The following is a 25,754-nucleotide window of genomic DNA, read 5'->3' as shown; positions in this document are numbered from 1 at the left end:
ACCAACGCTAGGTAGAGCGCGATCGTCAGCCCGCACCCCAGCGCAAGCGCGGGCCAGAACCCCGCCCCGTGGCGCAGCAGCAGCGGGATGAGCAGAAACATCGGCAGCGATGGCAGGACGAACCAGAATGTCGCCTGCGCGTGAGCGGCCATGTTCGCGGTGTCGGGCTTCTCGTTCCACAGCCACATCATGCCCAGCATCGACACTAGGGGCAGCGACGCGACCAGCGCACCGAAGCCCGGGTAACGCTTTGCCAACGTCGAGGCGATGGCGATCAGGACGCCCGAGATTGCAGCTTTCAAAGCTAGATAGAGCATGTCGCACTTGGCGCCTTTTCGGTGTGCCCTTCTCATTTGGACGGGGTTTAGAGAAGCTTTTTTCGTTCTCTTTAAACCATCCCAATCGGGACGATCGCCGGGCTTAGCGTACGATTTCGACCATCCTCTCACCGGACCCCGCTATGGTCCGGTTTTTACGGGTGTGTGGGATCAGGCCGGATCATAGAGTTCGGCGAACTCGCGCTCCGCATAGTAGCGGATTTTCCCGACGACGAGCGGGTGCTGGCCTTGCCGCAGCAGTAGGAGATCGTCGGGGTTCATCCGCATGATTTCATCCGGCGTCGCCAGCCGGCGTGCGGCGACGTGGCCGCTGGCGCTTTCCGAGCGGGTGCCACCGCTGAAGATGCTCGCCGGGTTGGAGGTGCCGAAGGTCTGATATTCGATGGTGGTGTCGCCGATCGTGCGCGAGAGCATGTCGGCGGTGGCAAAGTCGTTGACCCCGAACGTCTGGATCACGCCGGCGTTGGACATGAAGGTGCCGGCGCGTTCGCCATAGGTGGCTTTGAGCTGGTGCATGTCCTGGAGGATCGGCCAGAGCTGCATCCCGTAACCAGCCATCAGTCCCATCGCGCGCTCCACCGGATCGAGGCGGCCGAGCGCGGCGAACTCGTCGAGCAGGAACAGCACCGGCTTGTCCGGCCGGGCAGGGGAGCGCGCCATGTCGGTGACGGCCTGGCTCACCAGCAGCCGCAGCCAGCGGGCATAGGTGTCGAGCCGGTCAGGCGGCAGGCACAGGAACACGGTGCCCGGCCGCTCCTTCAGGTCCGCGAACCGGAAATCGGACGCCGATGTGCTGTGCACGATGCGGGGACTGTCGAGAAAATGGGTGTGACGCTGGGCGGACGACAGCACACCGGCGGCCTCGCGATCGGACTTGCCGAGCTGGCGGTTGGCGGCGCGTGCGATCAGACCGTGCGCGCCGGTACTGGCCTGCATGTCGGCGAGCAGCGCGGCAAAGCCGGCAGGATCACGGGTGAGCTTGTCGCGCACCGTCGCCAGCGTAGCTTGGGACACAGGCTCATGGATGACGGTGTGCAGGATGACGCCGGCGATGAGCGCCTTGGCTTCCTCGTTCCAATGCGCCTCGCCCAATTGTCCCGGTGCGTCGTGGACCAGCGCGTCCGCGACCGTCTGTGCGTCTTCCGCGAGGTCCGGGCTGGCGGCATCGAGCCACGCCAGGGGGTTGTAGCGGGCCGCAGGACGCCCGGAGACGCCGAATGGGTCCAGACACCACACATCGCCCTTCCGGCTGCGCGTACGGGCCGTGACGCGGGCGTTCTCGCCCTTGGGGTCGATGCAGATCACCGAGCGGTCGAGCAGCAGCAGGTTGGGGATGATCGTGCCGACGCCCTTGCCCGAGCGGGTGGGCGCCATCGTCAGCAGATGCGCCGGGCCGTCGTAGCGCAGCAGTTTGTTGTTACGGCCCGATCGGCCGATGACGAGATCGCCCGAGCCTTCCAGCTTCGCCAGGTCGCGGCGATCGCCGAACCGGGCTGAGCCCAAGAGCGTGTTGCGGGTGCCGCCACGGCGGTTGAATTTCCAGATAGCGAACAGGACCAGGCCGGTGAGCAGGAACGGCACGTCGGTCGCGATCTCGCCGACGCCGAAGATGCCCTTGAGCCAGCTGTTGCTCGCCATCAGGACGACGAAGCCGATCAGCAGCGCCCATAGCGGCCCGATCCGCAGTGGCATCAGCAGCTCGCGCCGGCGGGCGTGATCGCCAATGCCGGATCGGCGTCGGGATGGCCGAGCAGCCTGAGCAGGATAGCCGTGGCGAGGGAAGGGGGCACTCGTTCGTCGCGCAGCATGTCGAACAGCGCGTCATCCTCGGCCGTCAGCGGTATGCCTTCGATCGCAAGGTTGGCGCGGGCGTCCTCGTCGTCCTCACGCCACATCGTATCTTCAGCCGAGTTGCCGCGCACATAGTCGAGGGCGCGGACTTCGCTCCGCAGCGTGTCGAGGTCGATCGTCGTCATTCGCCCGTCTCCCGTTCCGCTTCTTCCGCGTCGAACGCCCGCCGGCCGCGGCGCTTCCACAATGCCAGCGTGTCGTCGCCAGCCTCGCTCCTTGCCTTGCCGACCAACTCCAGCAGCGCACCGTAGATGGTCGCGCGATCGTCGTCGGCGAGATCGACCAGCCCGGCCTTCTGGACGAGGCCGCCCAGTTCGATCAGGTGGCGGGTGCGTTCGCGGCGTTGCACGACCCAGCCCCTGCTATCCGTTCGCCGTTGCCCCGCTTCCGTCCGCAGCGTCGCCGCGCGGTTCAGTTGCAGCGCCCGATCCGTCGATTGCAGCAGCGCCGCCACCCTTGCGCCCGCGCCGATGAAAGAACGCCGCGCCCTTCGCGCGCCATGCCTCCTTCGCGCTCGCATCCTTCGATCCGATCGCGTCGAGCAGCACGCCTGCGAGTGTTTCAGCATCGAGAGCGTCGGCACCAGTTGCGGTGACCAGCGCCCCGAGCTGTTCCACCCGCTTCGCCTTGAGCGCTTTGGCTTTGTCGCCGAGCGCCTTCAGCTCCGCATCGTAATCGCGCACCTTACGCATCGCGATCATCCTCGTCGGGTTCATCCGGCGCGGCAGGAATGTCCGACCACAGCAGCCCCGGCGTTCCGTTCGCATCGACGCCAGGCGGGGCCTCGTCGTTCCACAGGACGCGCCAGCCATAGACTATGCCGTCGTCGCTGGCATTCTCGTCCAGATCAAAGGGGTAATCATCAAGCGTGTCGACGCTGATCCCGAGCGCTTGAGCGACGTACGCATCGCGGCGTCGCTCCATCGCTTCCTCGTAAGCACGGCTCATCATGCTCTCCTTGTTCAGTCAGTTTGACAGAGCAGACGGGGAGCGCAAGCATAAAGCAGGGCAAGTCAGTCAGGAGATGCGAAGCAGATCGTGAGTGCGCGCTTATACGTCGTTGCCGACGTGCGCTCAGAAGTGCATGATGGCGGACGCGATGGCAATCTACCATTTCAGCGCCAAGGTCATCAGCCGAGCCAACGGCTCCAGCGCCGTCGCGTCCGCCGCCTATCGCTCCGCATCCGAGCTGCACGATGAGCGGCTTGGACGTAACCACGATTTCTCGAACAAGGCCGGCGTCATCCACTCCGAAGTGATGTTGCCGCAAGGCGCGCCGGAGCGTTTAAGGGACCGCACCGCGCTCTGGAACGAGGTGGAGGCCGGCGAGAAGCGCAAGGACGCGCAGCTCGCCCGCGAGGTCGAGTTCTCGATCCCGCGCGAGATGGACGAAAAGCAGGGCGTCGCGCTCGCCCGCGATTTCGTCGCCGAGCAGTTCGTGAAGCGCGGGATGGTCGCCGACCTCAACGTGCATTGGGACCAGGCGAAGGATGGCAGCCCCAAGCCGCACGCACACGTCATGCTGTCGATGCGCGACGTGGGGCCGGAGGGGTTCGGTCAGAAGAACCGCGACTGGAACAGCGGGGAGCTGTTGCAGGGCTGGCGCGAGGCATGGGCCGCCCACGTCAACGAGCGCATGGCCGAGCTGGGGCTGGAGGGCCGGATCGACCATCGCAGCCACGCCGACCGCGGCATCGAGCTGGAGCCGCAACACAAGATCGGCCCGGCCGGGATGCGCCGGCAGACACGCGGCGAGGATGCCGAGCGCGCCGACGATCACCGGCGGATTGCGCGCGAGAACGGCGAGAAGATCGCGGCCGACCCACGCATCGCGCTGGACGGCATCACCCGGCAGCAATCGACCTTCACCACCCGCGACCTTGCCACGTTCGCGTTCCGTCATTCGGACGGCAAGGAGCAGTTCGACCGGGTGATGGCGGCGGTGCGCGCCAGCCCCGAGCTGGTGGCGCTGGGGAAGGATGGGCGGGACCAGGACCGCTTTACCTCTCGCGACATGATCGCGACCGAGACGCGGCTGGAGAAGGCCGGTGACGAGCTGGCGCGCCGCAGCGATCATTGTGTGTCCGATCGCCAGCGTGCCGGTGCGTTGGACGCGGCCGAGGGGCGGGGGCTTGTTCTGTCGGACGAGCAGCGCGACGCCTTCGACCGCATCACCGGCCGCGATGGGCTGGCGTCGGTCGTCGGCTATGCCGGCACCGGCAAGTCGGCGATGCTGGGCGTCGCTCGCGAGGCATGGGAGCGCGAGGGCTACCAGGTGCGCGGCGCGGCCTTGTCCGGGATCGCAGCCGAGAATCTGGAGGGCGGATCGGGGATCGGGTCGCGCACGATCGCCAGCCTAGAGCATGGCTGGGCGCAGGGTCGCGACCAGCTCGGGCCGAAGGACGTGCTGGTGGTGGATGAGGCCGGCATGATCGGCACGCGCCAGATGGAGCGGGTGCTGTCCCATGCGCGTGACGCCGGCGCCAAGGTGGTGCTGGTGGGCGACCCCGAGCAGTTGCAGGCGATCGAGGCGGGCGCGGCGTTCCGGTCGATCACCGAGCGGCACGGCGCGGCCGAGATCACCGAGGTCCGCCGGCAGCGCGAGGACTGGCAGAAGGAGGCGACCCGGGCGCTCGCCACGGGCCGGACGGGCGAGGCGCTGGACGCCTATGCCGCGCACGGCATGGTCCAGGCGGCCGACACGCGCGAGGCTGCGCGGGCCGAGCTGGTGGACGGGTGGGATCGCCAGCGCCGCGCCCATCCCGACCAGTCGCGCATCATCCTCACCCACACCAATGCCGAGGTCCGCGAGCTGAACGGGGAAGCGCGCGATCGGCTTCGCGCCAACGGCGAGCTGGGCGAGGACGTGGCGTTCGCGGCCGACCGGGGTGCCCGCGACTTCGCGGCGGGCGACCGCCTGATGTTCCTGCGGAACGAGCGGTCGCTGGGGGTGAAGAACGGCACGCTGGGGACGATCGGCCGCGTCAGCCCCGAGGGCATGACGGTGCGGCTCGACGGCGGGCGCGAGGTGACGTTCGCGGCGAAGGATTATGCCGCGGTCGATCACGGCTATGCCGCGACCTTCCACAAATCGCAGGGCGTGACGGTCGATCGCGCGCATGTCCTCGCCACGCCGGGGATGGACCGGCACAGCGGTTATGTCGGGCTGTCGAGGCATCGCGAGGGCGTGCAGCTCCACTATGGCCGCGACGACTTCGCCGATCAGGGCAGGCTCGCCCGCGTGCTGTCGCGCGACCGCGGCAAGGACATGGCCGGCGACTATGCGCCCGATCGCAGCGAGCAGGACCACGCCCGCGCCTTCGCCGATCGGCGCGAGATCCGGTTCCCGGAACTCGCGCGCCAGGTGGTCGAGAAGGTCCGCGACAAGGCGCGCGGCATGTTCGCCGGGTTCAAGCCGAAGGCCACGCCGGAGCGGGCGGCATCGGCGGGGGGCGACCGCGCCGCGCCGATCGCCAGCGAGCGTGGCGATCAGGCCAGGGCAATCCGTGACTATGCCCGCGCAGCGGCTGACGTGGAGCGGATGCAAGACAAGGGCCTCCCGGTGCTGCCGCACCAGACCCAGGCTCTATCCCGTGCCGGCGAGGCGCTGGACGGCGTGCGGCCGGGGGCGGCCCGTGATCTTGCATCCGCCATGCGCCGCGATCCGAAGCTGATCGAGCAGGCGGCGCAGGGCAACACGGGCGGGGCGTCGCGCGCGATGGCCGAGGAACAGCGTGTCCGGCTCGACCCCGAGCTGCGCGCCGGCCGGTTCGTTGAAGGCTGGCAAACCATGCAGCGCGCCCATGCTGGCATGGAGCGCGCCGGCGACACCAAAGGCGCGGCAAAGATCCGCGAGCGGATGGAGAAGGCGGCAGGCGGGTTGCACCGCGATCCCCAGCTCGAATCCGCATTGCATCGCCGCTTGCCCGAGCTGGAGCTGAAGATGGAGCGCGGCCGGTCGATCGGGCAGGAACTGGCGCAGTCGATCGGCGGCGGGCGTGAGCGCGACCGCGGCATGAGCCTGTAGGAGAGCGGATGGCCGACGAGGACCGGAACGGCGACGACGCGGCGGCGGAAGCTTTCGAGGAATTGCGGGCGGAGGTGACGTTGCTTCGCCGCGCCGTCGAGCGGCTGGCGGCCGAACGCACCGAGCTGCCCCAGCCCAAGGACTACGACGAGACGCTGGGCCGGATCGCGCAGGCCATCAGCAAACTGTCGGAGCGGATGAACGTGCTGGCCGAGCGTCCCGGCATCACCATCACGCCCGAGGGCATCGCGCGCCAGGTCGCGGCGGCGGGCAGTACCGTCAGGGCTGAGGATCAGCGGACGATCGCCGCAGCGGGCAAGAGCCTGGAGGACGCGACCCGCGCGCTGCACGGCTATATCGCGTCGGCGCGGCGCGGCGACGAGCAGAACCGATGGCTTGCCTGGACGGCGATCGGCGCGGTCGCGTTCGGCATGTTGCTATGGGCGGCGTTCGCCGGCGCGGTCGCGCGCGCCGTGCCGGAAAGCTGGCTATGGCCGGAACGAATGGCGGCACGAACGCTGCGCCTCGACACTTGGGACGCCAGTCGCCGGCTGGCGGGTGTCAGCCGCCCCAAAACGTGGAACACGATGGTCCGGGGCGCGATCGTGATGCAGGACAATGAGGCAGCGATTGAACGATGCCAGCGCGCTGCGGCCAAGGCGCGCGAGGCGGTGTCCTGCACGGTGCGGATCGGACCCGGCGAGCAGCGCCGGGGGCAGTGACGACGATTTAGATGGTCGCTCGAAGGTCTATATACGCGATCCCTTGGGTCAGCTTGGCGCCCTTACGTGTGCCGGCGAAAACGACACCTTGGAAACCATGCTGGTGCGACGTAGCATTCGCCAATCGTGCCACTCTGTGGTGGTGGCGCGTTCATAGTGTGATTGCCGAGATGAAAGACAGGGGGGAAGCATGGCTTATCGTAATAAGACCTACGTTGCGTTCGCCAGTGAAAACATCAGCAGCTATCGCCTGATGGAAGCATGGCGGGAAAACTCGAAAATCGAGTTTAACTTTTTCGATGCTCATGATCTCTTCATATCCCGGGACACTAGTAAGCCGGAGACTATCAAACGAAATTTGAGGGAGCGCTTGAAGAACGCTAAACAGATTGTCCTTCTTGGGAGCAAAGACGCAAAAAGGAAGGGGGACGATGACGTGTCTTTCCTCGCACATGAGATAGAGGTTATAAAGGAGTTTAAGCTTCCTATTGTGGTTTCAAACCTCGATGGTGACCGAACCATAGATAGAAGCTTTATTCCAAATGCGTTATTGGATGTGGATTATTTTACCGTATCGACATCTTTCCAGCCTAAGATAATCATGCATGCTCTGGATAATTACGTATCCGAGTTCTCGGCAGGTAAGAAGACAGGGCCACACCAATATCCGGCGCAAACATACAGCGATCTCGGATTGTAGATGCCAATTCTAAGTGATTTGAGAACCTGGAGGTTTGCTAGGCACTTCTCAACGAAGTCCTTTGCCTCGTTTGGCGTTTTAGCGCTATTTCTACAGACTAGTAACGTGCTTTTTCCAAAGCTTACTACGTTTCAGGGTATGCCTGGACTGGTAGGTACGCTAGTTCTTTCAATAATCAGTGGGATAGTACTTTCGTGGCCTAGGCCTATAACGCAGCAGTATGACTCACCTAACACTAGAATTACTATAGCTAAGGGTGATTTGCTCGACGATAAGAGCCATCTCGTGATCGGCACGGTTGACACATTCGACACCGAACCTCCTACGATAATATCTAACGCAAGCCTTCAGGGTCAGGCGCTAAGTAAGCTATATGGTGGCGATCTCAAGCGTCTAGACAAAGAACTTGATAGTTCGCTGGTTGGCAAGACCGTTATCGGCAACATCCAAAAAGATGGAAAGCAAGACCAGTATGGTATTGGTACAGTCGCGACTTTGAAGCATGGACCGAGATTGTTATTCTTCTTGGCTTACTGCGAAATGGATGCGAACAACAACGCGCATTCCACGCCGGATAAGCTGTGGGCAAGCCTCAGCATGCTTTGGGATGAGATATCTCGCCAAGGTAACGGCGGCACGGTTGCGATGCCAGTGATAGGCGGGGGGCAGGCCAGACTTTCTAGTGTTATGCCAGCTCAGGATGCAATACGTTTCACGCTTCTTTCTTTTATGTTTGCGTCCCGCAAAAGTAGAATCTGTGATGAGCTGCGGATCGTTGTCAGGCCCGTTGATTACGAAAAACTGGATCGGCTCGGATTACAGTCCTTTCTATCGTCGTTGCGTTCGTCATGACAAAACCTAGCTATATACAGCTTCCCGAGAACGACAGCTGTGCGTTCTGCGCGTATTTGCGGCATGAAAGACCCTATACAATCCTGTCACGAACCAAGGACACGGCAACATTCGTCACTCGCGAACAAAGGGGTAAGCCTCACCTACTTGTTCTGCCAATCAGGCATGTGCCTACTATAATCGAACTAACTGACGCAGAGGCCGCCGCTGTTGCGATAGCGGTACGAGAGGCCGCGATATTAATCGACCGTGCTTACGCCAAGCCAGGAATTGCAGTCTGGCAAAACAATGGTGTCCCAGCCGGACAAGCGATTAGCCATGTCCATTTCCATGTTGCGGGCACACTTGATGGCGGCGGGACTGAATTCGGCAAGGTAGAAGAAATATCGGTCGAGGAAACGGATAAAATAGCGGAAAGGCTACTCGCCAAAGCACCTTGAGAACGTCTCGCGCTGGAGGCACCGGTGTCACAACCGTTCGGTTATGACACTGCACCGGCGATCTTTCTGTTCTGCCGGTCAGCCCCTCGACAGTCGGCTTAAGCGGCGAGGCAGATCGGCCGCAACCTTGTTTCGTTGATGCGGCTGCACCTTCTTCCACGCACGGCATTCTTCCTTGGTGCGCCCGCATCCACGGCACCAACCGGTACGGCCGTCGAAGCTGCACAGCTCCACGCAGGGCGATTTCATGGTGAGACTACTTCGACCGTCAGGTGCGCCAGTTCGTGCACCGGCTTCAGCCGATCGCGGATTGCGGCACCGCTGACGCCGAGATCGGCGACGACCCCGACGATCGCCGCGTGAGCCTCCGGACCGACGCGCCAGACATGAAGGTCTGCGATCCGTGCATCGCCCCGCGCCTCGACCAGCTCGCGCACTTCATCGGCAACATGCGCGTCAGTTCGATCGAGCAGGACGGCCGCGGTGTCACGCATTAGGCTCCACGACCAGCGGGCGATGACGATTGCGCCGACGATACCCATCACCGGGTCCATCCAGACCCAGCCCAGATACCGGCCCGTCAGCAGCGCGGCGATGGCGAGAACCGAGGTAAGCGCGTCGGCGAGGACATGGATGTAGGCCGAGCGCAAATTGTTGTCGCCTTGGTGAGCGCCATGCCGATGCCCATGATGATCGTGGCCGTGCCCGTGGTGGTGACCGTGCCCGCCCGACAGCAGGAAGGCGCTGGCGATGTTCACCGCAAGGCCGACAGCGGCGATGATCGTGGCCTCCCCGAACTCGACCTTGATCGGCTGGAAGAGCCGCAGCACCGACTCCACCCCGATGCCAAGCGCAATCAGGCCCAGCACCATCGCCGATGCGAAGCCTGCCAGATCGCCGACCTTACCCGTGCCGAAGCTGAAGGTCCGATCGTGCGCGTGCCGCTTGGCATACGAATAGGCCCCAGCCGCGACCGATAACGCGCCAGCGTGTGTCGCCATGTGGAAGCCATCGGCGAGCAGCGCCATCGAGCCGGTGACGTAGCCGGCGATGATTTCGCCCACCATCATCACCGCCGTCAGCACCACCACCCAGCGGGTGCGCCGCGCATTCTCGTCATGCGCCGCACCCAGGAACACGTGATCGTGTGCGTAGGTGTTCAGTTCGGGAACAGTCGCCATCGTCGGTCCTACTTCGAGTAGCGGCGGATGACCGCCAGCAGTTCTTCCGCGCCGTCGTGGCGCTCCTCATCAGTGAGACCAGCGCGTGAGACGTGCGCTTCGAGATGCTCGGCGATGATTTCGTCAAGCAGGCCGTTCACCGCGCCCCTGACCGCCGCCACCAGGTGCAGCACCTCGGTGCAGGTGGAGCCGGAGGTCAGCGATCGTTCTACGGCACCGACCTGTCCGGCGATGCGCTTCACCCGTGCCACTAGGTCAGCATTTGATGATGTAAGATGAGACATACGGATACCCCCTACCCCTATTTTCAGTGCGAGGTAAAGTGTTTGTGCTTGTGCACTGGTGTCACAACCGTCCGGTTGTGACACCAGCACCCTGCCCCAGCTTTTCCAAGGGTTTGCAGGTGTCAGAACCCCGTGTCAGAATACATGCATGGAAATCGGCTATGCGCGGGTGTCCCGCGGCGACACCCAAGACCTTGCTCCGCAGCTTCGTGCGCTGACCAACGCAGGGTGTGATCCGATCTATCAGGAGGAAGCGTCGGGCGGTCAGGCCGATCGGCGCGAACTGGCGCGCGCGATCGGTGCATTGACGCCCGGCGACGTGCTGGTGGTGTGGAAGCTCGACCGGCTGTCCCGTTCCCTCCGCGACCTCCTTTTCACGCTGGAAGCGATCACTGCCGCCGGCGCCGGCTTCCGGTCGCTGACAGAGGCGATCGACACCACCACCGCGCCAGGTCGGTTGATGACGCAGATGCTGGGCGCGTTCGCCGAGTTCGAGCGCGCCATGATTCGCGAGCGGACCATGAGCGGGCTGGCCCATGCGCGCAACGCCGGCCGCCATCTTGGTCGCCGGCCGAGCCTTACCGGCCAGCAGCGCGCCGAGATCATCGCCAAGGCGGAAGCCGGCCAAGGCTCCCCTGCCCAGCTCGCCAGCCTGTTTCGCGTGTCGCGATCGACCGTGCAGCGTGTGTTGCGTGAGCATCGCGCGCGAGGTGCTGGTGAACGGGGGCGTCAGGGCAACGCGCTAGCCTCGCCAACCCTAACTGATTAATCCGCGCTCCCACCCGGGCATCGGCAGTTATTGCATCGATTTATCCGCGCTTCTCGACTTCATTTCTTCTCACTTGAACCTGCCTGATTTGCCGCCATCCTTTCCCGATCAGATGAAAGGATCGACCATGAGCAGCAACAAGCGAACCCGCGGTCGCCCCCGCGGCACAGGGCTGGACGACAGCCCCACGCTCAGGAAGGTGGCTGACATGCTGGCGGCAGACCCGTCGCTCAAGCCGACCACGGCCATCAAGCGCGCCCTCGACAAGCCAACCGAGACGGCGGTGCGGCGGCTGCAAGGCAAGTGGCAGCACCAAGGAACACGCTATCTTGCCGACGCCCAGGCCCGGCGATCCGCGGTGTCCGTGCCTGCACGTCGGGCGAGCACACCCTACTCTCCGCGCACCGCTCGCCAGATGCTGGAGGCGCACCGGCGGATGCAGGACGCGCTGGGTCCATCCATGCGCGCCGCGCAGGAATTGGCCAACAGTCCCAGGTTCATAGCGGCGCAGGAGGCGGCCCGCCGTTTGCAGGAGAGTCCGGCCTTTCGTGCCGCGCAGGAGCTGGTGAACAGCCCCGCTTTCCTGGCAGCGCAGGAGGCGGCCCGTCGGATTCATGAGAGCCCTTCCATGCGGGCGATGCGTGAACTGCACGAGAGCCCGACCTACCGTGCCATCCGGGATGCGCAGGCCGAGATGAGCAGGATGCTGGGCGGCTACTGATGGCCAAGTCGAGCGGTGCCTGACATGCCGGGAGCGCGGCGGCGCTCCCGGACATGCGTTACATCGTCAGTTTGTGCGGCGGGGTGCCCGATTGAGTGCCCATCCAAAAACTGTAAGAGCAACGGTGATAACCGCACCCTTAAGAGTTGGACTACCTAGAACGATTGTAACTGGAATAATAAAAGTCATAATGTGTTTTCCTTAATACCATAGGCAAAAGCCTTCTTTTGTTTTCAAAGAACAGTAATGGCCGTGTGCCGTTACTGTGGACCAACAATACTGCGGGGCCACCAACGGCGTCCATATCTTTTTTCGGGGTTGCTCCCGCACCGGCGCGAACCGCCGGCGTCACGTCAGTCGGTCAGCAACGGACAGGCGTGCGCAACGCGACCGCCGTTGTCTCAGGCTGGTTTGTAGATCGCTTGCCTGCGGCCGAGCTGCCAGCAGGACAGATCGCCGCTATCACCCGCGACCATCGCGAGCGTGCGGCCGTAGTGATCCTCGCCGGCCCGCTCGCAGCCGCCCGCCAGCATGATCGCAGCGATGCCGGCAAGGTATCGCACTGGATCAGAGCGGCAGCGGTATCTGGTTGGCGTCGTGCACGGGCGCTGGTGCCTCCAGCTTTTCAACGATCGCCAGCGACAGCGCCTCGATCGCGCGCTCGCGATAGTGTGGATCACGCATCGACAGCCCAAGCCGCGCAAAGGCGGGAGCCGAACGGATGGCGGCAGAGACAGACTCGGGGCTGACACTTGGCATAGCCGCAGGAGAACATATAAGGAACGTATGAGGCAAGCAGCTTTGCGATGAGCGGCTAGCAGGGAATGCCGAGTGGTTCCTTTTTGTTCTTGCCTGAAGGGAATCGCAGCGTCATTGTGGCACAAATCTTCCCAGAGGTGCCGCTTGCCATCCGTATCCGAGTTTTCCCGTCTTCGTACCAGCGCCGGCATCAGCGTAGATGCCCTTGCCGACTTGGCGGGTTTTTCCCGCAGTACGGTTTATCGTTGGGAGCGCGGGCTGACGCGGCCACGCCGGGCGGCCGTGAAGCTGCTCGACACGATGATCCGCGATAGTCGAGCGGCGAAGCCGCAGACGAAATCGCCGGGCAAAGCCTTCCGTTTCATCGACCTGTTCGCCGGTATCGGCGGCCTGCGCCGCGGTTTTGATGAGTATGGCGAATGCGTCTTTACCAGTGAGTGGGACAAATATTCGCAGGCCACCTACCTCGCCAACTACGAGTGCGAGCATGAGGTCGCCGGCGACATAACCAAGGTGGCGGTGGAGAGCATCCCGGCACACGACCTGCTGCTGGCTGGCTTCCCGTGCCAGCCCTTCTCAATCGCCGGGGTGTCGAAAAAGAACGCGCTCAACCGGCCGCACGGCTTCGCCGACGAGACGCAGGGCACGCTGTTTTTCAACGTGGCGAAGATCATCCAGCACCACCGCCCGCGGGCGTTCCTGCTGGAGAACGTCAAGAATCTGGTCAACCACGACAAGGGCCGGACGTTCGAGGTCATCCACCGCACGCTGACGGCCGAGCTGGGCTATCAGGTCCATTGGAAGGTCATCAACTCCAAGGCGTTCGTGCCCCAGCAACGCGAGCGCATCTTCATTGTCGGCTTCCGTGACCCGAACGATTTTACCTTCGCGGACCTCGTGCTGCCCGACATGCTCAACGGACCAAAACTCGGCACCATCCTGCATCCCGAGGACGGCACCGAGGAGCTGGACTCCCCTTACACCCGTGGCAACATCGCTTCGGTGTCGGAGAAGTACACGTTGACCGATCACCTGTGGCGCTACCTCCAGGGATATGCCGACAAGCACAAGGCAGCGGGCAACGGCTTCGGGTTCGGGCTGGTCGGACCGAACGACGTCGCCCGCACCCTGTCGGCACGGTATTACAAGGACGGATCGGAAATCCTTGTCGAGCAAAAGGGAAAGAACCCCCGCCGGCTGACGCCGCGCGAGTGTGCCCGGCTGATGGGGTTCGATGAACCTGATGGCCGCGACTTCATCATTCCCGTGTCCGACACGCAGGCCTATCGCCAGTTCGGCAACGCCGTCGTGGTGCCGGTAGTGAAGGCGGTCGCCGAGCATATGCTGCCGTGGCTTGTCGATCGCGCCGAGATCGCGCCGGAACGGCTTCAGCGGAAGCTGGCGCTTGCCGGGTGATATAGTCGATGCGGCGACGCGCAGCCGCATGATGGCCGGGATCAGGGGGAAGGACACCAAACCCGAACTGGTGGTGCGGCGCGGCCTTCATGCCCTCGGTTTCCGGTTCCGGCTCCACGATCGCGCCCTGCCCGGCAAACCCGACATGGTGTTGTCACGGTGGCGCGCAGTCATCTTCATTCACGGCTGTTTCTGGCACGCGCATGACTGCCCGCTGTTCCGCTGGCCGGGCACCCGGCAGGATTTCTGGCGGCAGAAGATCGGGCGCAATCAGGAGCGCGACGCCGAGGTGGAGGCTGCGCTTGACCATGCCGGATGGCGCGTGCTGAAAATCTGGGAATGCTCGATGAAAGGTCCCGGCCGGATCGGGGCGGATGCCGTCATGCCACTCGCGGCCGACTGGCTCCGCTCCGATCGGAAGCAGGGTGAGATCAGGGGGACGCTGCGTGCCGGTGGGTGATCTTGTCGAGTGGCTGGACGAATATGGCGGCCCGGGCTTCGTCTGGTACGTGAAACGCCTGTCGGGCAACGACACCTTGGCGAACGAGAGCCATCAGGCCGGCCCCTACATCCCGCGTGAGGTGCTGTTCCCGATCTTTCCTGCACTCAACCGCAAGGACGTGAAGAACCCTGACGTATGGTTCAGCCTGTACGTCGATTCCCATGCCGACCACAGGGAGGTGAGAGCGGTCTGGTATAACAACCACTATCACGACACGACCGCCAAGCGCGGCCGTGATGAAACGAGGGTCACGAACTTCGGGGGTGGGGCGTCTGCGCTGCTCGATCCGGAAAGCACCGGTGCGCTGACCATCTTTGCATTCCGCAAGGTCACGCCGCCCGAGGTGGCCGACTGCCATGTCTGGGTTTGCCGGCACGAAACGGAAGAGGATCTGGTTGAGGATCGCGTCGGTCCGGTTGAACCAGGCAAATGGCTGCTGTGGCCGCCGGCGCAGGGCGGATTGCTCGGCCTGTTGCAGGGGCCGCCCGTGCGGGCGAACTGCTGGCTCGCCGACGATGAAATCCCGGCGGCATGGCGGACGAAGTTTCCGTCCGGCGTCGACATCATCCGCAAGGCCGTCGAGCTGCGCGCTGACGCCGGCCTCGATCCCGACAAGCGGCTGATGCGTCGCCGTGATTGCGAGTTCGAGATTTTCCGCAGCGTCGAACAGGCTATCGAGCTGCCGCACATACAGGCCGGGTTCGCGTCGGTGGACGACTTCATCGCCCGTGCTCAGACCGTTCTCCAGCGCCGTAAGGCGAGGTCCGGCCGATCGCTGGAATTGCATACCCGCGCGATCTTCATGGAGGAGCGGCTGATCGAAGGAACACACTTCGCCCATCAGCCCGAATCCGAACCCGGCAAGCGGCCCGACTTCCTGTTCCCCTCCGTTGCCGCCTATCGCGACGCCGATTTCCCTGCCGACCGGCTACGGATGCTGGCGGTAAAGACGACGTGCAAGGACCGCTGGCGGCAAATCCTCAACGAGGCCGATCGCATCCCTGCCAAGCACCTGCTGACCTTGCAGGAAGGTGTATCCGAGCCGCAGTTCCGCGAGATGACCAATGCGGGCGTGCAGCTCGTGGTGCCTGCCGGCATCGCCGATACATTTCCAAAGGACGTTCGCCCGCACCTCCAAACGCTGGAGAGCTTCATCGGCGATGTGCGCCTGCTGCCGATCGGGGGCTGACGTGACGCGCCTCAACCATGATCGTCCGCAGCTCCGCTGGATGGACAATCTCCGGCGGGAGCTGGGCCACTTGCCGGTCGATGTGCCCGAACGCGCCATCGCCCACGATTGGCCCCCATTCCTTCGTCCGGTTGCAGCAAGTCCATCGGCCTTGCGGGCGCTGTTTGGCCTCATTGAAGCTATAGACGAATGGTTTGCGGGTACGGGGCAGATTTCCCTTACCGAGCAGCCGCCGCATGTCTCGACAGCTTTCGACGCATTTGCCCGCAGCAGGGTCCACCACCCCTACGACCCGCGTTTTTCCGGGCTGGACTGGCTCGAAGCGGGCGATGGCGAGCCCCCCGCGCGGGGGGACTTTCGCCATGCTTTGGTAACTTTGCTGAATGTATCGGCCCGCCGCGCCTGACGGCTCAGGCGCGGATCGTAATTTCGATAGCGGTTTCGGGCACATTGAACGTTGCTGCCAAGCCCGCCTTCGCCGCGGCGATCGTCAGGCTGGCAGGAGCATTGTCCCCGGCCCGATCCACCGTAAAATCCTCGACCTTCTTGAAGTCGAGCGCCTTGAAGTCACGCACCTTGCCGTCGTCGTCCGTGTAGTCGCTGTCCTTCCAATAGGCGACCGGGTTGCGCGCCCCTCCCCACTCATCCTCCCAAGTCACGAGTGCGTAGTGGCTGATGAGTATTTTGTAGCGACCCGCCGTCTCGGTAGAGGCCACCACGTCTGACACCTTGCCGACGAGAAATGCGGACCCGTGCGGTTCCGGGCCTTCAGGCTGATCGTTCGCATTGCGGCATACCACCAGATAATCGCACCTTGAGGCGCGTACCCGATCCAAAGCCCAAGATTGCGACCCCCCGTCCGCCAAAATTGTCTCAACCGACTTCGACGTGAACACCGCTACAATGTCGCTCATGGATACCTCCCTGTTAGTATCGCCATCTATGCAATAAAAACGGCAATGTATCAATATAGTTCCCGCGATGTATGGCTGGGAGCCGGCGTGGCAGTTTCGGCTGGCTGCGGCCCATCGCCCTGCGAGTGACGACCACCCTAGAAAGCGCCGGCGTGGCTGTGATGCGACGCCGATAGAGGGAGGAGAGCGCCGTCGTCGTTCTGCCGGGCAACGCCTTAACGTCGTTGGCGCGGCTCGCTATCGTGCGACGTGCTTTGTCTTCATCCTCATTGCCCGGCGGCCTCAAACCCGCTGAGCTGGCAGCAACTGGTCGATAATCCTGCCCTTGGCTTGCAGGCGGGGACCAAGGCCGCGGCAGCGGCGTGGCTGAATGCGCATTTTCCCAATGGCCCCACAGTGCCGCCAAGTCCGGTGCTGAACCTGCTATCCCCGTGGCAGGCGCAGCAGATACCGATGCCCAAGGCAGCGTTTGACCGGCTTCTCAGGGTGTGTCCCTGCCTCTACAACCAGATCAAGATACCCTCGTCCGCAAGGGCCATTGTTCACTTCTGCGAGCTTACCCTTGGCACGCCTATTACGTCAGCAAATGTGCATGACGCCTTCCTCATACAGCATCCGCATAAGGGGCCAGGCTTTAATCCGGGTCCGGCCATGCCGTGCGGAGCTGGCGGGGCGATCATGGAATCGCTTTGCAGCGAGGTTCTAACGAGCGCCGGCATCCCTGCCATGTTCACCGACGCTACGGGATGGCCGATATGGAAAATGCCGGGCCATGTTCTCATGAACAGCGGCAAGATGGCATCCTTGCAGGCGCTGGGCGATATTCTGATACCCTGTGCCCCGACCAACCTGGTGATATCGATCAAGAGCGAGGTCGCGCGCGAGCGGCTGTTGTATTCCGCCAATTCGATCGAAGGGGTCGGTTTCGGCTTCTTCAAGGAGCCGGAGGAGTTCTGGACCAGCTCCAGAATGAGCCTCTACAAGCGTATGGGCTTTTCGGCGATCTATATGCCCGACGCGACCCACGCGGCAGTAATGAACCGCGTTCTGGCAGCGGGCGATGCGCGGCACGCCGTCAACATCAACGGAACGGACCTGTACCGCCCACTTTCGGTCTTTGGCGACGACATGAACCGGGTCGTTGGACGATCCAGTGCCCTGCTCTGACACAAAGAGGCTAAGCGACTAAGCTAGTAAGCGAATAAGCCAGTAAGCAGGATTTACGCGTCCGTTCCGGATCGCGCTCTATCTCCGCTTCGCTCCGATCGAGCCGCTTGCAGCGTCTCGCCCCATGCGGGTGACGATCGCTCGCGCGAGCGGGCGCGGGCACGCCCGCCGAGCGACGCCGGCGACGCCGGCGACGTAGGTTTGTCGGGGAGGGGAAAGGGGAGCGCCGCCCCCCTCTCCCAGCAACGGCAATCAGCCGGGCCGTGGCTCCTCCGCTTCGCTCCTTGCGCCCGCACCACCCCAGCAGATTCCCGCTGCCCCCTCACCCCCCGCTGTTCGCCACGAGGCAGGGCCGATGGCCGAGGGCCATCGCCCGATGGCGATGCAAGGAAGGAAGGCGGGACATGGATCACGACAATCGCGAGAGCTGGCTGAACCGCGTGGCGATCGGCATGGCACCGTTGTTCGAGGTGCTGGACGCCCCCCTGCCTTCCCGCGTTCGCGTCGCGATCGGCTTTACCAGCCGCGGCGCGCGGGGCCGCGCAATCGGAGAGTGCTGGGACAACCGTTGCAGCGGTGACGGCCATTTCGAAATCTTCATCCGGCCGGACCTGGCCCACGCCCCCATGCGATGCCGGCGCAGATCGCGGCGATCCTGGCGCACGAGCTGGTCCACGCCGCGGTCGGGATCGCCGCCGGGCATGGGAAGGCGTTTAAACGGGTCGCGATTGGCCTGGGTCTGGTCGGCAAGATGACCGCCACCACGCCCGGCGACGCCTTCCTCGCTGCGGTTGCGCCAATCCTTGCCGCTGCCGGCCCCCTCCCCCATGCCCGGCTCGACACCGGCGGCGAGACGACGCGGCCGAAGAAGCAGGCAGCGCGGTTGCTCAAATGCGAGTGCGCGACATGCGGCTACACCGTGCGAACCGCGCGCAAATGGCTGGAGGAAGTCGGCGCGCCGCTATGTCCCGCCCAAGGGCACGGCGCGATGCGTCACGATCCACTCGACGCCGACAGCGATACCGAATGCAACGACTAAGACACTTTACGACTAAGCGGCTAAGCTGCATAAGTCGCTTAGCCGCTTAGTAGGGAGCAGCAGCTATGCAGGTATGGGCGATCATCGCGCAGAAGGGCGGGCAGTCCAAGACGACGCTATCGACCGGCTTCGCGGTCGAGGCGGCGAGGGAAGGGGCATCCGTCGTGATCCTCGATGCCGACGATCGGCAGGGATCGGCGCTCTACTGGTCGGAGCGCCGCGACGACGACGACGTGACGGTGAAGGACAGCAGCGTCGCCGGCCTGCCGCTCCACGTTTCGCGCGGGCGGGGCAGCGGCAAGATCGATCTCATCATCATCGACACGCCGGCGAACTCCAAGGACATTGCCATGCTCGCAGCCGAGCAGGCGGATTTCGTCATCATCCCCGTCGCGCCGCGCGGCCTCGACGTTCATTCGGTGTTGCAGACGGTCAAGCAGGTGCAGCAGGCCGGCACGCCGTTCGCCGTCATCCTCACCCAGGTTCCACATCAGGGCGGGGAGGGGAGCGAGGCCAGCGCCGGCTTCGCGGCCAAGGGCGTGACGCTGTTCGACAGCCGGCTCCACTATCGCAAGGACTTCTACAAGGCGACGCCGCTGGGGCGCACCGCGGCGGAGACGGAGCCGGACAGCAAGGCGGCGGCCGAGCTGCGTTCCGCGTATGCAGAGGCTAAGCGACTAAGCGGCTATACGACTAAGCCAGTAAGCGAGGCGGCATAATGGCGCGCAAGCCTTCCGCGCTCGCCGGCATCTTCGATGACGAACCCGTGGAGCCGGCCCCAACTCCCGTCGCCGACACCGCACCGGAGCCGCGTCCGGCAGTGTCGCCGCGCCGATCGCGGCAGACGGCCGACGCACCTACCCCGGCCGTGCCGGCACGGCGCAGCAGTCACCCGGGCAAGAAGCCGGTGCTGATCCACATTCCCGAGGACATGCATCGCGCTCTCCGCCAGCTCAGCGTCGAGGAGGGCGGGGAGCCGCTGACTGTCATCACTGAGCGGCTGCTTCGCCAGTATCTGGTCAAGCGCGGTCACACCCGGTTCGCGCCGTGAGCAAGCGGCGCGATCCCAACCCCGAGTTCGACCTGTTCATCCCGGCGCTGGGTGACCTTCCGCTCCGCGACCAGCGCGAGGTCATGGAGCGGCCGTTCTTTTCGCTCCAGAAGCGCAAGCGGTTGAAGCCGATCGAATACAAGAGCCCGGACGGCGAGGCGTGGGTGCGCGTACAGGCGATCCCCGACTACGGCATGGCGACGATATGGGACGCCGATATTCTGATATGGGCGGCGTCCACGCTCAATCGCATGAAGCAGCAGGGACTGAACGACCTGCCCCGCACGCTGACGACCACGCCCTATGATCTGTTGCGCGCGATCAAGCGCAGCACCGGCGGCCGGGACTATCAGGAATTGCAGGCGGCGCTCCTCCGGCTCCAGACCACCAGCATCACGACCTCAATACGAGCAACGAAGCGCCGGCAAAAGGCTGGCTTCAACTGGCTGGATAGCTGGACGTTCGACACCGACGCCGACACCGAACAGCCCCGCGGCATGACGCTGACCCTTTCCGATTGGGTCTATGAGGGGATCGTCAACGAGAAGTCGCTGCTGACCATGCACCCCGACTATTTCCTCCTGTCCGGGGGGCTGGAGCGGGCGCTGTATCGCATTGGACGCAAGCACGTCGGATCGCAGCAGGGTGGGTGGGTTTGCCGCGTTGAGCTGCTCCGTGACAAGACCGGCAGTGATGCTCAGCCCAAAGAGTTCAACCGGATGCTTCGCCGCGTGATCGAGGCCGACCAGCTTCCCGACTACACGATGGCGCTGACGGAGACGGCAGACAGGAGCCCCGCGGTATTGTTCAAGCGGCGCGGCGAGGCCGAGGCGCTGGCGCTTGCCGAGAAGATGCGGGCCGAGGAGGAGCGACGCGCGCGCTTCGACGCCGATCGCCAGCGTACCGAGGAGGTGGATGCCCGCATGGATCAGCTCGCCGGGCGGCGCTGACTATCGGGGTTTCACACACCGCAAGACCGAATATCGGGGTTTCACCCACCGGCGTGAGTCGACCAATCTGCGTTGAGGCAATCCGCTTGATGCCGCCCCAGCCACCTGTCTGTGGATAACCGATCCGGAAAGCTCCATTTCAGGATCGGTTGGCTCGGGGTTTCACCCACCATTGCTTCGGGGGATCACCCACCGCACTATCGGGGGATCACCCACCGAATCACGGGGTTTCACCCACCAGGCAGGTCTGGAAAGCCGCAGGAATCCTCACTTTTTCGACTCATTTTTGAGCCTTAACCTTCTTAACGATTCCTATTTAACAGAATCATTTAACCGCAGCACTCGGTTCAACCAGCAACAAAAGGGCATGCGGAATTGGCCAAAAGGCCAATGCGTCTTTGATGCGTGCCGGCTAACGCCGTCACAGAAGCGACCTGTCGGCCGCAGGCTTCCGGGAGAAGCCAAGCCGATCCGGCGGTGTGTGACTGTCGGCGTCGCGCAGGTTGAGAGGCGGAAAGGGCGCTATCCCGACGGCTATGGGGTCCGGTGAGAGGATGGTCGAAATCGTACGCTAAGGGTCCGCCGTTAGCGTGTCATTCCGCCCCGAGCCGGGACCGATTAGGGCGCATAGATCGCGTGACGGGTTAGGTGACACCGTTCGATGCCGATCGAGATAGACAGGCGCTCCGTCACGCATACGCACGTTTGCGGAGCGTCCCGTTTCTCCATCTTCAACGCGCCATTTCGGGAAAACCCATTCGGGAACAGATTTTGGGAAAACCGGGCAGTCACGATCCGCGCGATCAGCGCATACTCCCCGGCTGTCTCGCTATGGGTTCCCAATCAGGAAAATTGACCGGGGTCATGGCCGAACCTCAGCCATGCTTGTTGTTCATTTTGTTGAGAGCGCTCCGCAGGCTGCGAGCCAGCTTGCCCGCGTCGTCGTTCGCCCAGAAATGCATGAAGAACAGCCGCGGCTCGTCGTTGAGCATGTGGTTGTGAAGCGCGGTGACTTCGATCCCGCCGGCGCGCAACGCGCGCAGCACCGGATCGACCTCGCTCGCGACCATCACGAAGTCGCCGGTGATCGCCGCCTTGCCGTTGCCGGTGGGCTGGAAATTGATCGCGGTCGCCGTTCCCATTGACGCCGGCGTTTCCATACCTCCGTCCATTTGCCGCTCGGCCCGGGGGAAGCTGTATTGAAGGACACCGCCGTTCGGCTTGCCCTTCGCACCCAGCGCTCGATCGAGTGCGGCGGTGTCGAGGTCGATCGGAGGCGACGACCCCGCCCCGGCTGCGGGCGGTTGCGAATCCCGTGACGGCGAGGCGAGCGGGGTGGCGCTGACGGCAAGCGCCTGACGCAGCGCCGTCGCCAGCTTCACCGGATCGCCGTGCCCCGAGACGTGCATATACATGGTCGCCGGCGCCGATCGCAGCAGGTGATTGTGGAGTGCGGTGATCGTGAAGCCCGAGGCCAGCAGCCGGCTCATCACCGGGTTCACCTCCTCGTGCGTCAGCACCAGGTCGCCCATGACCATCGTCTCGTCGCCCATTGGCTGGAACGCCGCCCAGGAGCCGAGCGCCAGCGCCGGCTTGATCGCCACGCCGTCGAGCGTCACCTTGAGGTCCGAGCGCGGGAAGCCGTAGCGATGCACGCCGCCAGCCTGTTCGGTGCCCGGCCGCCCCAACGCGCGATCGACCGCCGGCCAGTCCGGTGCGGCCGATGCCGGAGCCGCAATGCCGAGGGTCAGCGCCCCGGCCAACAGGATCGTCTTCAACATATGCGTCACTCCTTCCTGAGTCGTCAAAGGCCGACGAACAGGGTCGCGCTCAACACATGGTTGGTGCGATCCTCGCCGCGGCGGAAGACATGCTGGTTGAGATAGCCAGGTTCGAGGCGCATCCGCTTCGCCACCGGGAAGCCGACCCCAATGAAGGTGCGCCACTGGTCCACCCCGTCGCGCGCGCCCCACGCGGTCGAGTTGAGGTTGAAGAACCCTTCGGTGAAGGCGACCGCTTGGACCGCGCCCTTGCGCGCGATCGGGGCCTGTAGCCGCACGAACTGGCGCAGCCGCCATCCCGTGTCGTCGCGACCTTCAATCATGCGCTGTTCGAGCCGGGTGCGGCTGATGACCAGCGGCGCACCCGCCTTCGTCCGCAGGGCGGCGAACTGAACCTGTTGCCAGATGCGATGTTCGTTGGTGGTCCGGCCCGTCTCCGGATCGGTGCGGACATAAGCGTAGCCGACGACGGCATGGGCGTCGCGCGCGATCCGCGCGCCGATCGCCGGGCGGACGATGAGTTGACTGCCCCCGCCCACGTCATCGAGCGCGCGGGCCTGCGCTTCGAGCCACAGAAACAGGTCGCCGCGCACCGCCCCGGTGGCGATCACCGATCCCCATGCCTGTGCATCGTCCTCCGCATGGGCGGGCGCGCTGGCGACGATCACCGCACACAGGGCCAGGACCGGGCAGAGGCGTCGGAGATTCAGCATCAGGCGATCAGTCCCAGCATGTAGAGGAAGAGGCCAGCGGCCGATGTCGCCAGCAGCGTCGTGATGACGCCGGCGCGCCACCAGAGCACCGCCGCGACCGCGCTGGCCGCGAGCAGCGTCGCCCACGGATCGAGGCTGGCGAGGACCGGCGCGTCGAACCGGATCGGACCGGCCGCGACCGGCACGGTGGCGCGGAACAAGGTGTGGAGCGCGAACCAGACGGCGAGGTTCAGAACGACGCCCACCACCGCTGCCGTGATCGCCGCCAGCGCACCGGCGACGGCCGCGTTGCCGCGCAGCCGCTCGATGAACGGCGCGCCGAGAAATATCCACAGGAAGCAGGGCACGAACGTCACCCAGGTCGCGAGCAGCCCGCCCAGCGTGCCGGCGACCAGCGGCGACAACCCGCCGGGATCGCGATAGGCACCGAGGAAGCCGACGAACTGGAGGACCATCACCAGCGGCCCCGGCGTCGTCTCCGCCATGCCGAGGCCGTCGAGCATCTCGCGGGGCTGGAGCCAGCCATAGCTCTCCACCGCCTGCTGCGCGACATAGGCGAGGACGGCATAGGCTCCGCCGAACGTCACCATCGCCATCGTCGAAAAGAAGGTGGCGATCCGGCTGAACACGTCGTCGGGACCGAGCGCGGCGAGCAGCGTCACGACCGGCACCAGCCACAGCGCCAGCCAGACGAGCGCGGTCTGCACCGTCTCGCGCCAGCCCGGGTTCGCGTGCGCCGGCAGCTCCTCCCCGAGCAGCGTGTCCGCGTCGGCGACGATCGCGCCGCCGGCCGCGCCATGCCCGCCACCGCCCTTGAAGGCGGCGACACCCCGCCGGCCTGCCCACCAACCGATCAGGCCGGCGCCGAGAACGATCAGCGGGAACGGCGCGCCGAGGAAGAAGATCAGGATGAATGCGACCGCGGCGAGCGCGCGCGCCGCGTTGGTCCGGAGCGCCCGCCCGCCGATCCGCACGACCGCTTGCAACACGACCGCCAGCACCGCCGCCTTGAGGCCGAAGAACAGCGCCGAGACGATGCCGACCCGGCCATAGAGGACATAGACCCAGCTCAGCGCCATGATCGCTACAGCGCCAGGAAACACGAACAGCGCGCCAGCGACGATCCCGCCCTTCGTGCGGTGCATCAGCCAGCCGATATAGGTGGCGAGCTGCTGCGCTTCGGGGCCGGGCAGCAACATGCAGTAGTTGAGTGCGTGCAGGAAACGATGCTCGCCGATCCAGCGTTTTTCCTCGACCAGGATGCGGTGCATCACAGCGATCTGCCCCGCCGGGCCACCAAACGAGAGCAGCGCGATCCGCAGCCACACCCAGAAGGCTTCGCCGAGCGTCACCGGCGTCGGCCGTGCCGGCGCGTCGATTTGCAGCACTGTGGTGTTCATGCCGTTGCCTTCCCGCGTGCGGGCTGGTGCGAGGACCAGTCGTGCGTCTCCCCGCGCGCATCGCGGCTCCAGCGGTAGAGGGCGTCATAGACCGCCATGCCTGCTTCGAGCTGGATATGGTCGTCGGCATGGACGCGCGACAGGCCAAGCGAGATCGCCAGCAAGCCCGCCGCCTCGGGCGCGAGATCGAGCCGGTTGGTGTCCGCTCCGCGGACGATCGGCGCGAGACGTGCAAGCGGTTCGTGCGATCCAAGCCCGAACGCCTCCAGCATTACGTCGAAGGTGCAGCGGTCGCCGCGATGGCTCCACAGCACCCGATCGTCCGACACGTCCAAAGGCTCTGCCTGCTGTTGGGCCGCGATCGTCAGCACCTCCCCCGGCGCGACGAACAGGAAGCGCGCATCGGGGTCGATGAAACGACGGATCAGCCAGGGACAGGCGATGCGATCGACCTTCGGCCGTGCCCGCGTCACCCACCAGGTTCGTCCATCGGCATGGCGTGGCGGCAGGTGAGCCAGCGATACGGTCGGCAATCCTGCCGCAACCCACGCCGCGAAGCCGCCTTCCAATGCCTCCGCGGCGACGCCCTCGCTGCGTAGGACGGCCGCCGCGGCTACGGCCGGGCCACCGCCATCACCATCAATCGTGACCACGCCGGCCGCACCGGCAATGCTGGTCAGCCAAGCCGGATCATCAAAGGATCGTAATCGCGAGCCAGGCACCGTCTCGGTCGGATCGGCGCGCAGATCGATGATGTATGGCGATCCGGGGAGTGCAACGAGACGTGCGAGCTTGTCGGGACCGATCGTGTTGAGTGCAGGCATGACGCGTCCTTGGCATGTATTGCTGGACGCGATGCTTCGGCTGACGCCTCATGGGGAGATCGCTATCCCCATCCACTTCTATCAGCCACGGCGCTACGATGAAGTCAATCCTGGCTTCCGATCGACGTGTTCAGAGGTGAAGCCCGAAACGGGGTGCCAGCCAG

General features: G+C 64.5%; 31 protein-coding genes and 1 pseudogene. 16 read left to right on the top strand and 16 right to left on the bottom strand.

Going from position 1 to position 25,754, the window contains the following annotated elements:
• The 6 genes from D9601_RS19560 to D9601_RS19535 all read right to left on the bottom strand — a co-directional run.
• A partial coding sequence (locus D9601_RS19560; protein ID WP_198355690.1) for a DUF3147 family protein occupies positions 1-317 on the bottom strand: 317 nt, incomplete at its 3' end.
• A gap of 171 nt (positions 318-488) precedes the next feature.
• Positions 489-2,030, bottom strand: a complete 1,542-nt coding sequence (locus D9601_RS19555; protein WP_198355689.1) for a type IV secretory system conjugative DNA transfer family protein — start codon at positions 2,028-2,030, stop codon at positions 489-491.
• Positions 2,030-2,314: a hypothetical protein gene (locus tag D9601_RS19550; protein ID WP_198355688.1), complete on the bottom strand. Its 285-nt coding sequence runs from the start codon at positions 2,312-2,314 to the stop codon at positions 2,030-2,032. The genes D9601_RS19555 and D9601_RS19550 overlap by 1 nt, the downstream gene beginning before the upstream one ends.
• Positions 2,311-2,538, bottom strand: coding sequence for a conjugal transfer protein TraD (locus D9601_RS19545; protein WP_198355687.1), 228 nt, complete (start codon positions 2,536-2,538; stop codon positions 2,311-2,313). The genes D9601_RS19550 and D9601_RS19545 overlap by 4 nt, the downstream gene beginning before the upstream one ends.
• A gap of 13 nt (positions 2,539-2,551) precedes the next feature.
• On the bottom strand, positions 2,552-2,881 hold the full coding sequence (locus tag D9601_RS19540; protein WP_198355686.1) for a conjugal transfer protein TraD: 330 nt from the start codon (positions 2,879-2,881) through the stop codon (positions 2,552-2,554).
• On the bottom strand, positions 2,874-3,137 hold the full coding sequence (locus D9601_RS19535; protein WP_198355685.1) for a hypothetical protein: 264 nt from the start codon (positions 3,135-3,137) through the stop codon (positions 2,874-2,876). The genes D9601_RS19540 and D9601_RS19535 overlap by 8 nt, the downstream gene beginning before the upstream one ends.
• Positions 3,138-3,288: 151 nt before the next feature.
• Between D9601_RS19535 and traA the strand changes: the two genes are divergently transcribed.
• The 5 genes from traA to D9601_RS19510 all read left to right on the top strand — a co-directional run bounded on the left by traA (position 3,289) and on the right by D9601_RS19510 (position 8,930).
• Positions 3,289-6,216, top strand: a complete 2,928-nt coding sequence (traA, locus tag D9601_RS19530) for a Ti-type conjugative transfer relaxase TraA (RefSeq protein WP_198355684.1) — start codon at positions 3,289-3,291, stop codon at positions 6,214-6,216.
• Between the two features lie 8 nt (positions 6,217-6,224).
• The gene (locus tag D9601_RS19525) at positions 6,225-6,938 is read left to right on the top strand and encodes a DUF6118 family protein (protein ID WP_198355683.1); all 714 of its coding nucleotides are present in this window, start codon (positions 6,225-6,227) and stop codon (positions 6,936-6,938) included.
• Positions 6,939-7,128: 190 nt separating this feature from the next.
• Entirely contained in the window at positions 7,129-7,638 is a 510-nt protein-coding gene (locus D9601_RS19520; RefSeq protein WP_198355682.1) for a TIR domain-containing protein, read from the top strand.
• Positions 7,639-8,490 (top strand): macro domain-containing protein, encoded by an 852-nt coding sequence (locus tag D9601_RS19515; RefSeq protein ID WP_332838065.1) that lies wholly within the window; start codon positions 7,639-7,641, stop codon positions 8,488-8,490.
• On the top strand, positions 8,487-8,930 hold the full coding sequence (locus D9601_RS19510) for an HIT family protein (protein WP_198355680.1): 444 nt from the start codon (positions 8,487-8,489) through the stop codon (positions 8,928-8,930). Before D9601_RS19515 ends, D9601_RS19510 begins: the two co-directional genes overlap by 4 nt.
• 78 nt (positions 8,931-9,008) lie before the next feature.
• Here D9601_RS19510 and D9601_RS19505 read toward each other — a convergent pair whose 3' ends face one another.
• The 3 genes from D9601_RS19505 to D9601_RS19495 are packed head-to-tail and all read right to left on the bottom strand — an operon-like array spanning position 9,009 to position 10,395.
• Complete coding sequence (locus tag D9601_RS19505) at positions 9,009-9,179, bottom strand: DUF1289 domain-containing protein (RefSeq protein ID WP_198355679.1); 171 nt, start codon at positions 9,177-9,179, stop codon at positions 9,009-9,011.
• Positions 9,176-10,111 carry a CDF family Co(II)/Ni(II) efflux transporter DmeF gene (gene dmeF, locus D9601_RS19500; protein ID WP_198355678.1) on the bottom strand — a complete coding sequence of 312 codons (936 nt, stop codon included), beginning with the start codon at positions 10,109-10,111 and terminating at the stop codon, positions 9,176-9,178. Before dmeF ends, D9601_RS19505 begins: the two co-directional genes overlap by 4 nt.
• A gap of 8 nt (positions 10,112-10,119) precedes the next feature.
• Positions 10,120-10,395 (bottom strand): metal/formaldehyde-sensitive transcriptional repressor, encoded by a 276-nt coding sequence (locus D9601_RS19495; RefSeq protein ID WP_198355677.1) that lies wholly within the window; start codon positions 10,393-10,395, stop codon positions 10,120-10,122.
• Positions 10,396-10,543: 148 nt separating this feature from the next.
• On the opposite strand from D9601_RS19495, the gene D9601_RS19490 reads away from it, so the two are divergent.
• Both D9601_RS19490 and D9601_RS19485 read left to right on the top strand, forming a co-directional pair.
• Positions 10,544-11,164 (top strand): recombinase family protein, encoded by a 621-nt coding sequence (locus D9601_RS19490; protein WP_198355676.1) that lies wholly within the window; start codon positions 10,544-10,546, stop codon positions 11,162-11,164.
• Between the two features lie 127 nt (positions 11,165-11,291).
• A complete protein-coding gene (locus D9601_RS19485) occupies positions 11,292-11,885 on the top strand; it encodes a YlbF family regulator (RefSeq protein WP_198355675.1) in 594 nt (197 codons plus the stop codon).
• 401 nt (positions 11,886-12,286) lie between these two features.
• On the opposite strand, the gene D9601_RS20100 is transcribed toward D9601_RS19485, so the two are convergent.
• Together D9601_RS20100 and D9601_RS20170 are read right to left on the bottom strand one after the other, a co-directional pair.
• Positions 12,287-12,418: a hypothetical protein gene (locus D9601_RS20100; RefSeq protein WP_269769701.1), complete on the bottom strand. Its 132-nt coding sequence runs from the start codon at positions 12,416-12,418 to the stop codon at positions 12,287-12,289.
• A 34-nt stretch (positions 12,419-12,452) separates the two neighbouring features.
• Complete coding sequence (locus D9601_RS20170; RefSeq protein WP_332838063.1) at positions 12,453-12,644, bottom strand: DUF6771 family protein; 192 nt, start codon at positions 12,642-12,644, stop codon at positions 12,453-12,455.
• 114 nt (positions 12,645-12,758) lie between these two features.
• Between D9601_RS20170 and dcm the strand changes: the two genes are divergently transcribed.
• From dcm to D9601_RS19465, 4 genes are read left to right on the top strand one after another with little or no spacing between them, the layout of a single operon-like run.
• Positions 12,759-14,060 (top strand): DNA (cytosine-5-)-methyltransferase, encoded by a 1,302-nt coding sequence (gene dcm, locus D9601_RS19480; protein WP_332838062.1) that lies wholly within the window; start codon positions 12,759-12,761, stop codon positions 14,058-14,060.
• Positions 13,999-14,520 carry a very short patch repair endonuclease gene (locus D9601_RS19475; RefSeq protein ID WP_332838061.1) on the top strand — a complete coding sequence of 174 codons (522 nt, stop codon included), beginning with the start codon at positions 13,999-14,001 and terminating at the stop codon, positions 14,518-14,520. The genes dcm and D9601_RS19475 overlap by 62 nt, the downstream gene beginning before the upstream one ends.
• Positions 14,507-15,751, top strand: a complete 1,245-nt coding sequence (locus tag D9601_RS19470; RefSeq protein ID WP_198355672.1) for a type II restriction endonuclease — start codon at positions 14,507-14,509, stop codon at positions 15,749-15,751. Before D9601_RS19475 ends, D9601_RS19470 begins: the two co-directional genes overlap by 14 nt.
• Before the next feature lies 1 nt (position 15,752).
• Entirely contained in the window at positions 15,753-16,157 is a 405-nt protein-coding gene (locus tag D9601_RS19465; RefSeq protein WP_198355671.1) for a hypothetical protein, read from the top strand.
• Positions 16,158-16,161: 4 nt separating this feature from the next.
• On the opposite strand, the gene D9601_RS19460 is transcribed toward D9601_RS19465, so the two are convergent.
• Positions 16,162-16,665 carry a hypothetical protein gene (locus tag D9601_RS19460; RefSeq protein WP_198355670.1) on the bottom strand — a complete coding sequence of 168 codons (504 nt, stop codon included), beginning with the start codon at positions 16,663-16,665 and terminating at the stop codon, positions 16,162-16,164.
• A 249-nt stretch (positions 16,666-16,914) separates the two neighbouring features.
• Here D9601_RS19460 and D9601_RS19455 point away from each other — a divergent pair, with 249 nt between their 5' ends.
• From D9601_RS19455 to D9601_RS19435, 5 genes and pseudogenes are all read left to right on the top strand, one after another.
• Positions 16,915-17,832 carry a hypothetical protein gene (locus D9601_RS19455; protein WP_198355669.1) on the top strand — a complete coding sequence of 306 codons (918 nt, stop codon included), beginning with the start codon at positions 16,915-16,917 and terminating at the stop codon, positions 17,830-17,832.
• 404 nt (positions 17,833-18,236) lie between these two features.
• A pseudogene (locus D9601_RS19450) lies at positions 18,237-18,871 on the top strand (transcription elongation protein SprT).
• A gap of 65 nt (positions 18,872-18,936) precedes the next feature.
• On the top strand, positions 18,937-19,590 hold the full coding sequence (locus D9601_RS19445) for a ParA family protein (protein ID WP_198355668.1): 654 nt from the start codon (positions 18,937-18,939) through the stop codon (positions 19,588-19,590).
• Entirely contained in the window at positions 19,590-19,922 is a 333-nt protein-coding gene (locus tag D9601_RS19440; RefSeq protein ID WP_198355667.1) for a hypothetical protein, read from the top strand. The genes D9601_RS19445 and D9601_RS19440 overlap by 1 nt, the downstream gene beginning before the upstream one ends.
• Positions 19,919-20,872 carry a replication initiator protein A gene (locus D9601_RS19435; RefSeq protein WP_198355666.1) on the top strand — a complete coding sequence of 318 codons (954 nt, stop codon included), beginning with the start codon at positions 19,919-19,921 and terminating at the stop codon, positions 20,870-20,872. Before D9601_RS19440 ends, D9601_RS19435 begins: the two co-directional genes overlap by 4 nt.
• Before the next feature lie 875 nt (positions 20,873-21,747).
• On the opposite strand, the gene D9601_RS19430 is transcribed toward D9601_RS19435, so the two are convergent.
• The 4 genes from D9601_RS19430 to D9601_RS19415 are packed head-to-tail and all read right to left on the bottom strand — an operon-like array spanning position 21,748 to position 25,590.
• Positions 21,748-22,653 (bottom strand): DUF1259 domain-containing protein, encoded by a 906-nt coding sequence (locus D9601_RS19430; RefSeq protein ID WP_198355665.1) that lies wholly within the window; start codon positions 22,651-22,653, stop codon positions 21,748-21,750.
• Positions 22,654-22,676: 23 nt separating this feature from the next.
• Positions 22,677-23,366 carry a DUF2490 domain-containing protein gene (locus D9601_RS19425; RefSeq protein ID WP_198355664.1) on the bottom strand — a complete coding sequence of 230 codons (690 nt, stop codon included), beginning with the start codon at positions 23,364-23,366 and terminating at the stop codon, positions 22,677-22,679.
• Complete coding sequence (gene chrA / locus D9601_RS19420; RefSeq protein WP_198355663.1) at positions 23,366-24,766, bottom strand: chromate efflux transporter; 1,401 nt, start codon at positions 24,764-24,766, stop codon at positions 23,366-23,368. Before chrA ends, D9601_RS19425 begins: the two co-directional genes overlap by 1 nt.
• Positions 24,763-25,590 (bottom strand): chromate resistance protein ChrB domain-containing protein, encoded by an 828-nt coding sequence (locus tag D9601_RS19415; RefSeq protein ID WP_198355662.1) that lies wholly within the window; start codon positions 25,588-25,590, stop codon positions 24,763-24,765. The genes chrA and D9601_RS19415 overlap by 4 nt, the downstream gene beginning before the upstream one ends.
• Positions 25,591-25,754 lie beyond the last annotated feature (164 nt).

Origin of the sequence: Sphingomonas sp. MA1305, assembly GCF_016107325.1 — a bacterium.
Taxonomy (GTDB): domain Bacteria; phylum Pseudomonadota; class Alphaproteobacteria; order Sphingomonadales; family Sphingomonadaceae; genus Sphingomonas.
The sequence above is the reverse complement of the archived record's forward strand: the minus strand, read 5'-3'. Positions and strand labels throughout refer to the sequence as shown.

Coding starts and splice junctions, on each gene's coding strand:
- D9601_RS19555 (WP_198355689.1), bottom strand. CDS start 2,030: ATGCCACTGCGGATCGGGCCGCTATGGGCGCTGCTGATCGGCTTCGTC.
- D9601_RS19550 (WP_198355688.1), bottom strand. CDS start 2,314: ATGACGACGATCGACCTCGACACGCTGCGGAGCGAAGTCCGCGCCCTC.
- D9601_RS19540 (WP_198355686.1), bottom strand. CDS start 2,881: ATGCGTAAGGTGCGCGATTACGATGCGGAGCTGAAGGCGCTCGGCGAC.
- D9601_RS19535 (WP_198355685.1), bottom strand. CDS start 3,137: ATGAGCCGTGCTTACGAGGAAGCGATGGAGCGACGCCGCGATGCGTAC.
- traA (WP_198355684.1), top strand. CDS start 3,289: ATGGCAATCTACCATTTCAGCGCCAAGGTCATCAGCCGAGCCAACGGC.
- D9601_RS19525 (WP_198355683.1), top strand. CDS start 6,225: ATGGCCGACGAGGACCGGAACGGCGACGACGCGGCGGCGGAAGCTTTC.
- D9601_RS19520 (WP_198355682.1), top strand. CDS start 7,129: ATGGCTTATCGTAATAAGACCTACGTTGCGTTCGCCAGTGAAAACATC.
- D9601_RS19515 (WP_332838065.1), top strand. CDS start 7,639: ATGCCAATTCTAAGTGATTTGAGAACCTGGAGGTTTGCTAGGCACTTC.
- D9601_RS19510 (WP_198355680.1), top strand. CDS start 8,487: ATGACAAAACCTAGCTATATACAGCTTCCCGAGAACGACAGCTGTGCG.
- D9601_RS19505 (WP_198355679.1), bottom strand. CDS start 9,179: ATGAAATCGCCCTGCGTGGAGCTGTGCAGCTTCGACGGCCGTACCGGT.
- dmeF (WP_198355678.1), bottom strand. CDS start 10,111: ATGGCGACTGTTCCCGAACTGAACACCTACGCACACGATCACGTGTTC.
- D9601_RS19495 (WP_198355677.1), bottom strand. CDS start 10,395: ATGTCTCATCTTACATCATCAAATGCTGACCTAGTGGCACGGGTGAAG.
- D9601_RS19490 (WP_198355676.1), top strand. CDS start 10,544: ATGGAAATCGGCTATGCGCGGGTGTCCCGCGGCGACACCCAAGACCTT.
- D9601_RS19485 (WP_198355675.1), top strand. CDS start 11,292: ATGAGCAGCAACAAGCGAACCCGCGGTCGCCCCCGCGGCACAGGGCTG.
- D9601_RS20100 (WP_269769701.1), bottom strand. CDS start 12,418: ATGCTGGCGGGCGGCTGCGAGCGGGCCGGCGAGGATCACTACGGCCGC.
- D9601_RS20170 (WP_332838063.1), bottom strand. CDS start 12,644: ATGCCAAGTGTCAGCCCCGAGTCTGTCTCTGCCGCCATCCGTTCGGCT.
- D9601_RS19460 (WP_198355670.1), bottom strand. CDS start 16,665: ATGAGCGACATTGTAGCGGTGTTCACGTCGAAGTCGGTTGAGACAATT.
- D9601_RS19445 (WP_198355668.1), top strand. CDS start 18,937: ATGCAGGTATGGGCGATCATCGCGCAGAAGGGCGGGCAGTCCAAGACG.
- D9601_RS19440 (WP_198355667.1), top strand. CDS start 19,590: ATGGCGCGCAAGCCTTCCGCGCTCGCCGGCATCTTCGATGACGAACCC.
- D9601_RS19430 (WP_198355665.1), bottom strand. CDS start 22,653: ATGTTGAAGACGATCCTGTTGGCCGGGGCGCTGACCCTCGGCATTGCG.
- D9601_RS19425 (WP_198355664.1), bottom strand. CDS start 23,366: ATGCTGAATCTCCGACGCCTCTGCCCGGTCCTGGCCCTGTGTGCGGTG.
- chrA (WP_198355663.1), bottom strand. CDS start 24,766: ATGAACACCACAGTGCTGCAAATCGACGCGCCGGCACGGCCGACGCCG.
- D9601_RS19415 (WP_198355662.1), bottom strand. CDS start 25,590: ATGCCTGCACTCAACACGATCGGTCCCGACAAGCTCGCACGTCTCGTT.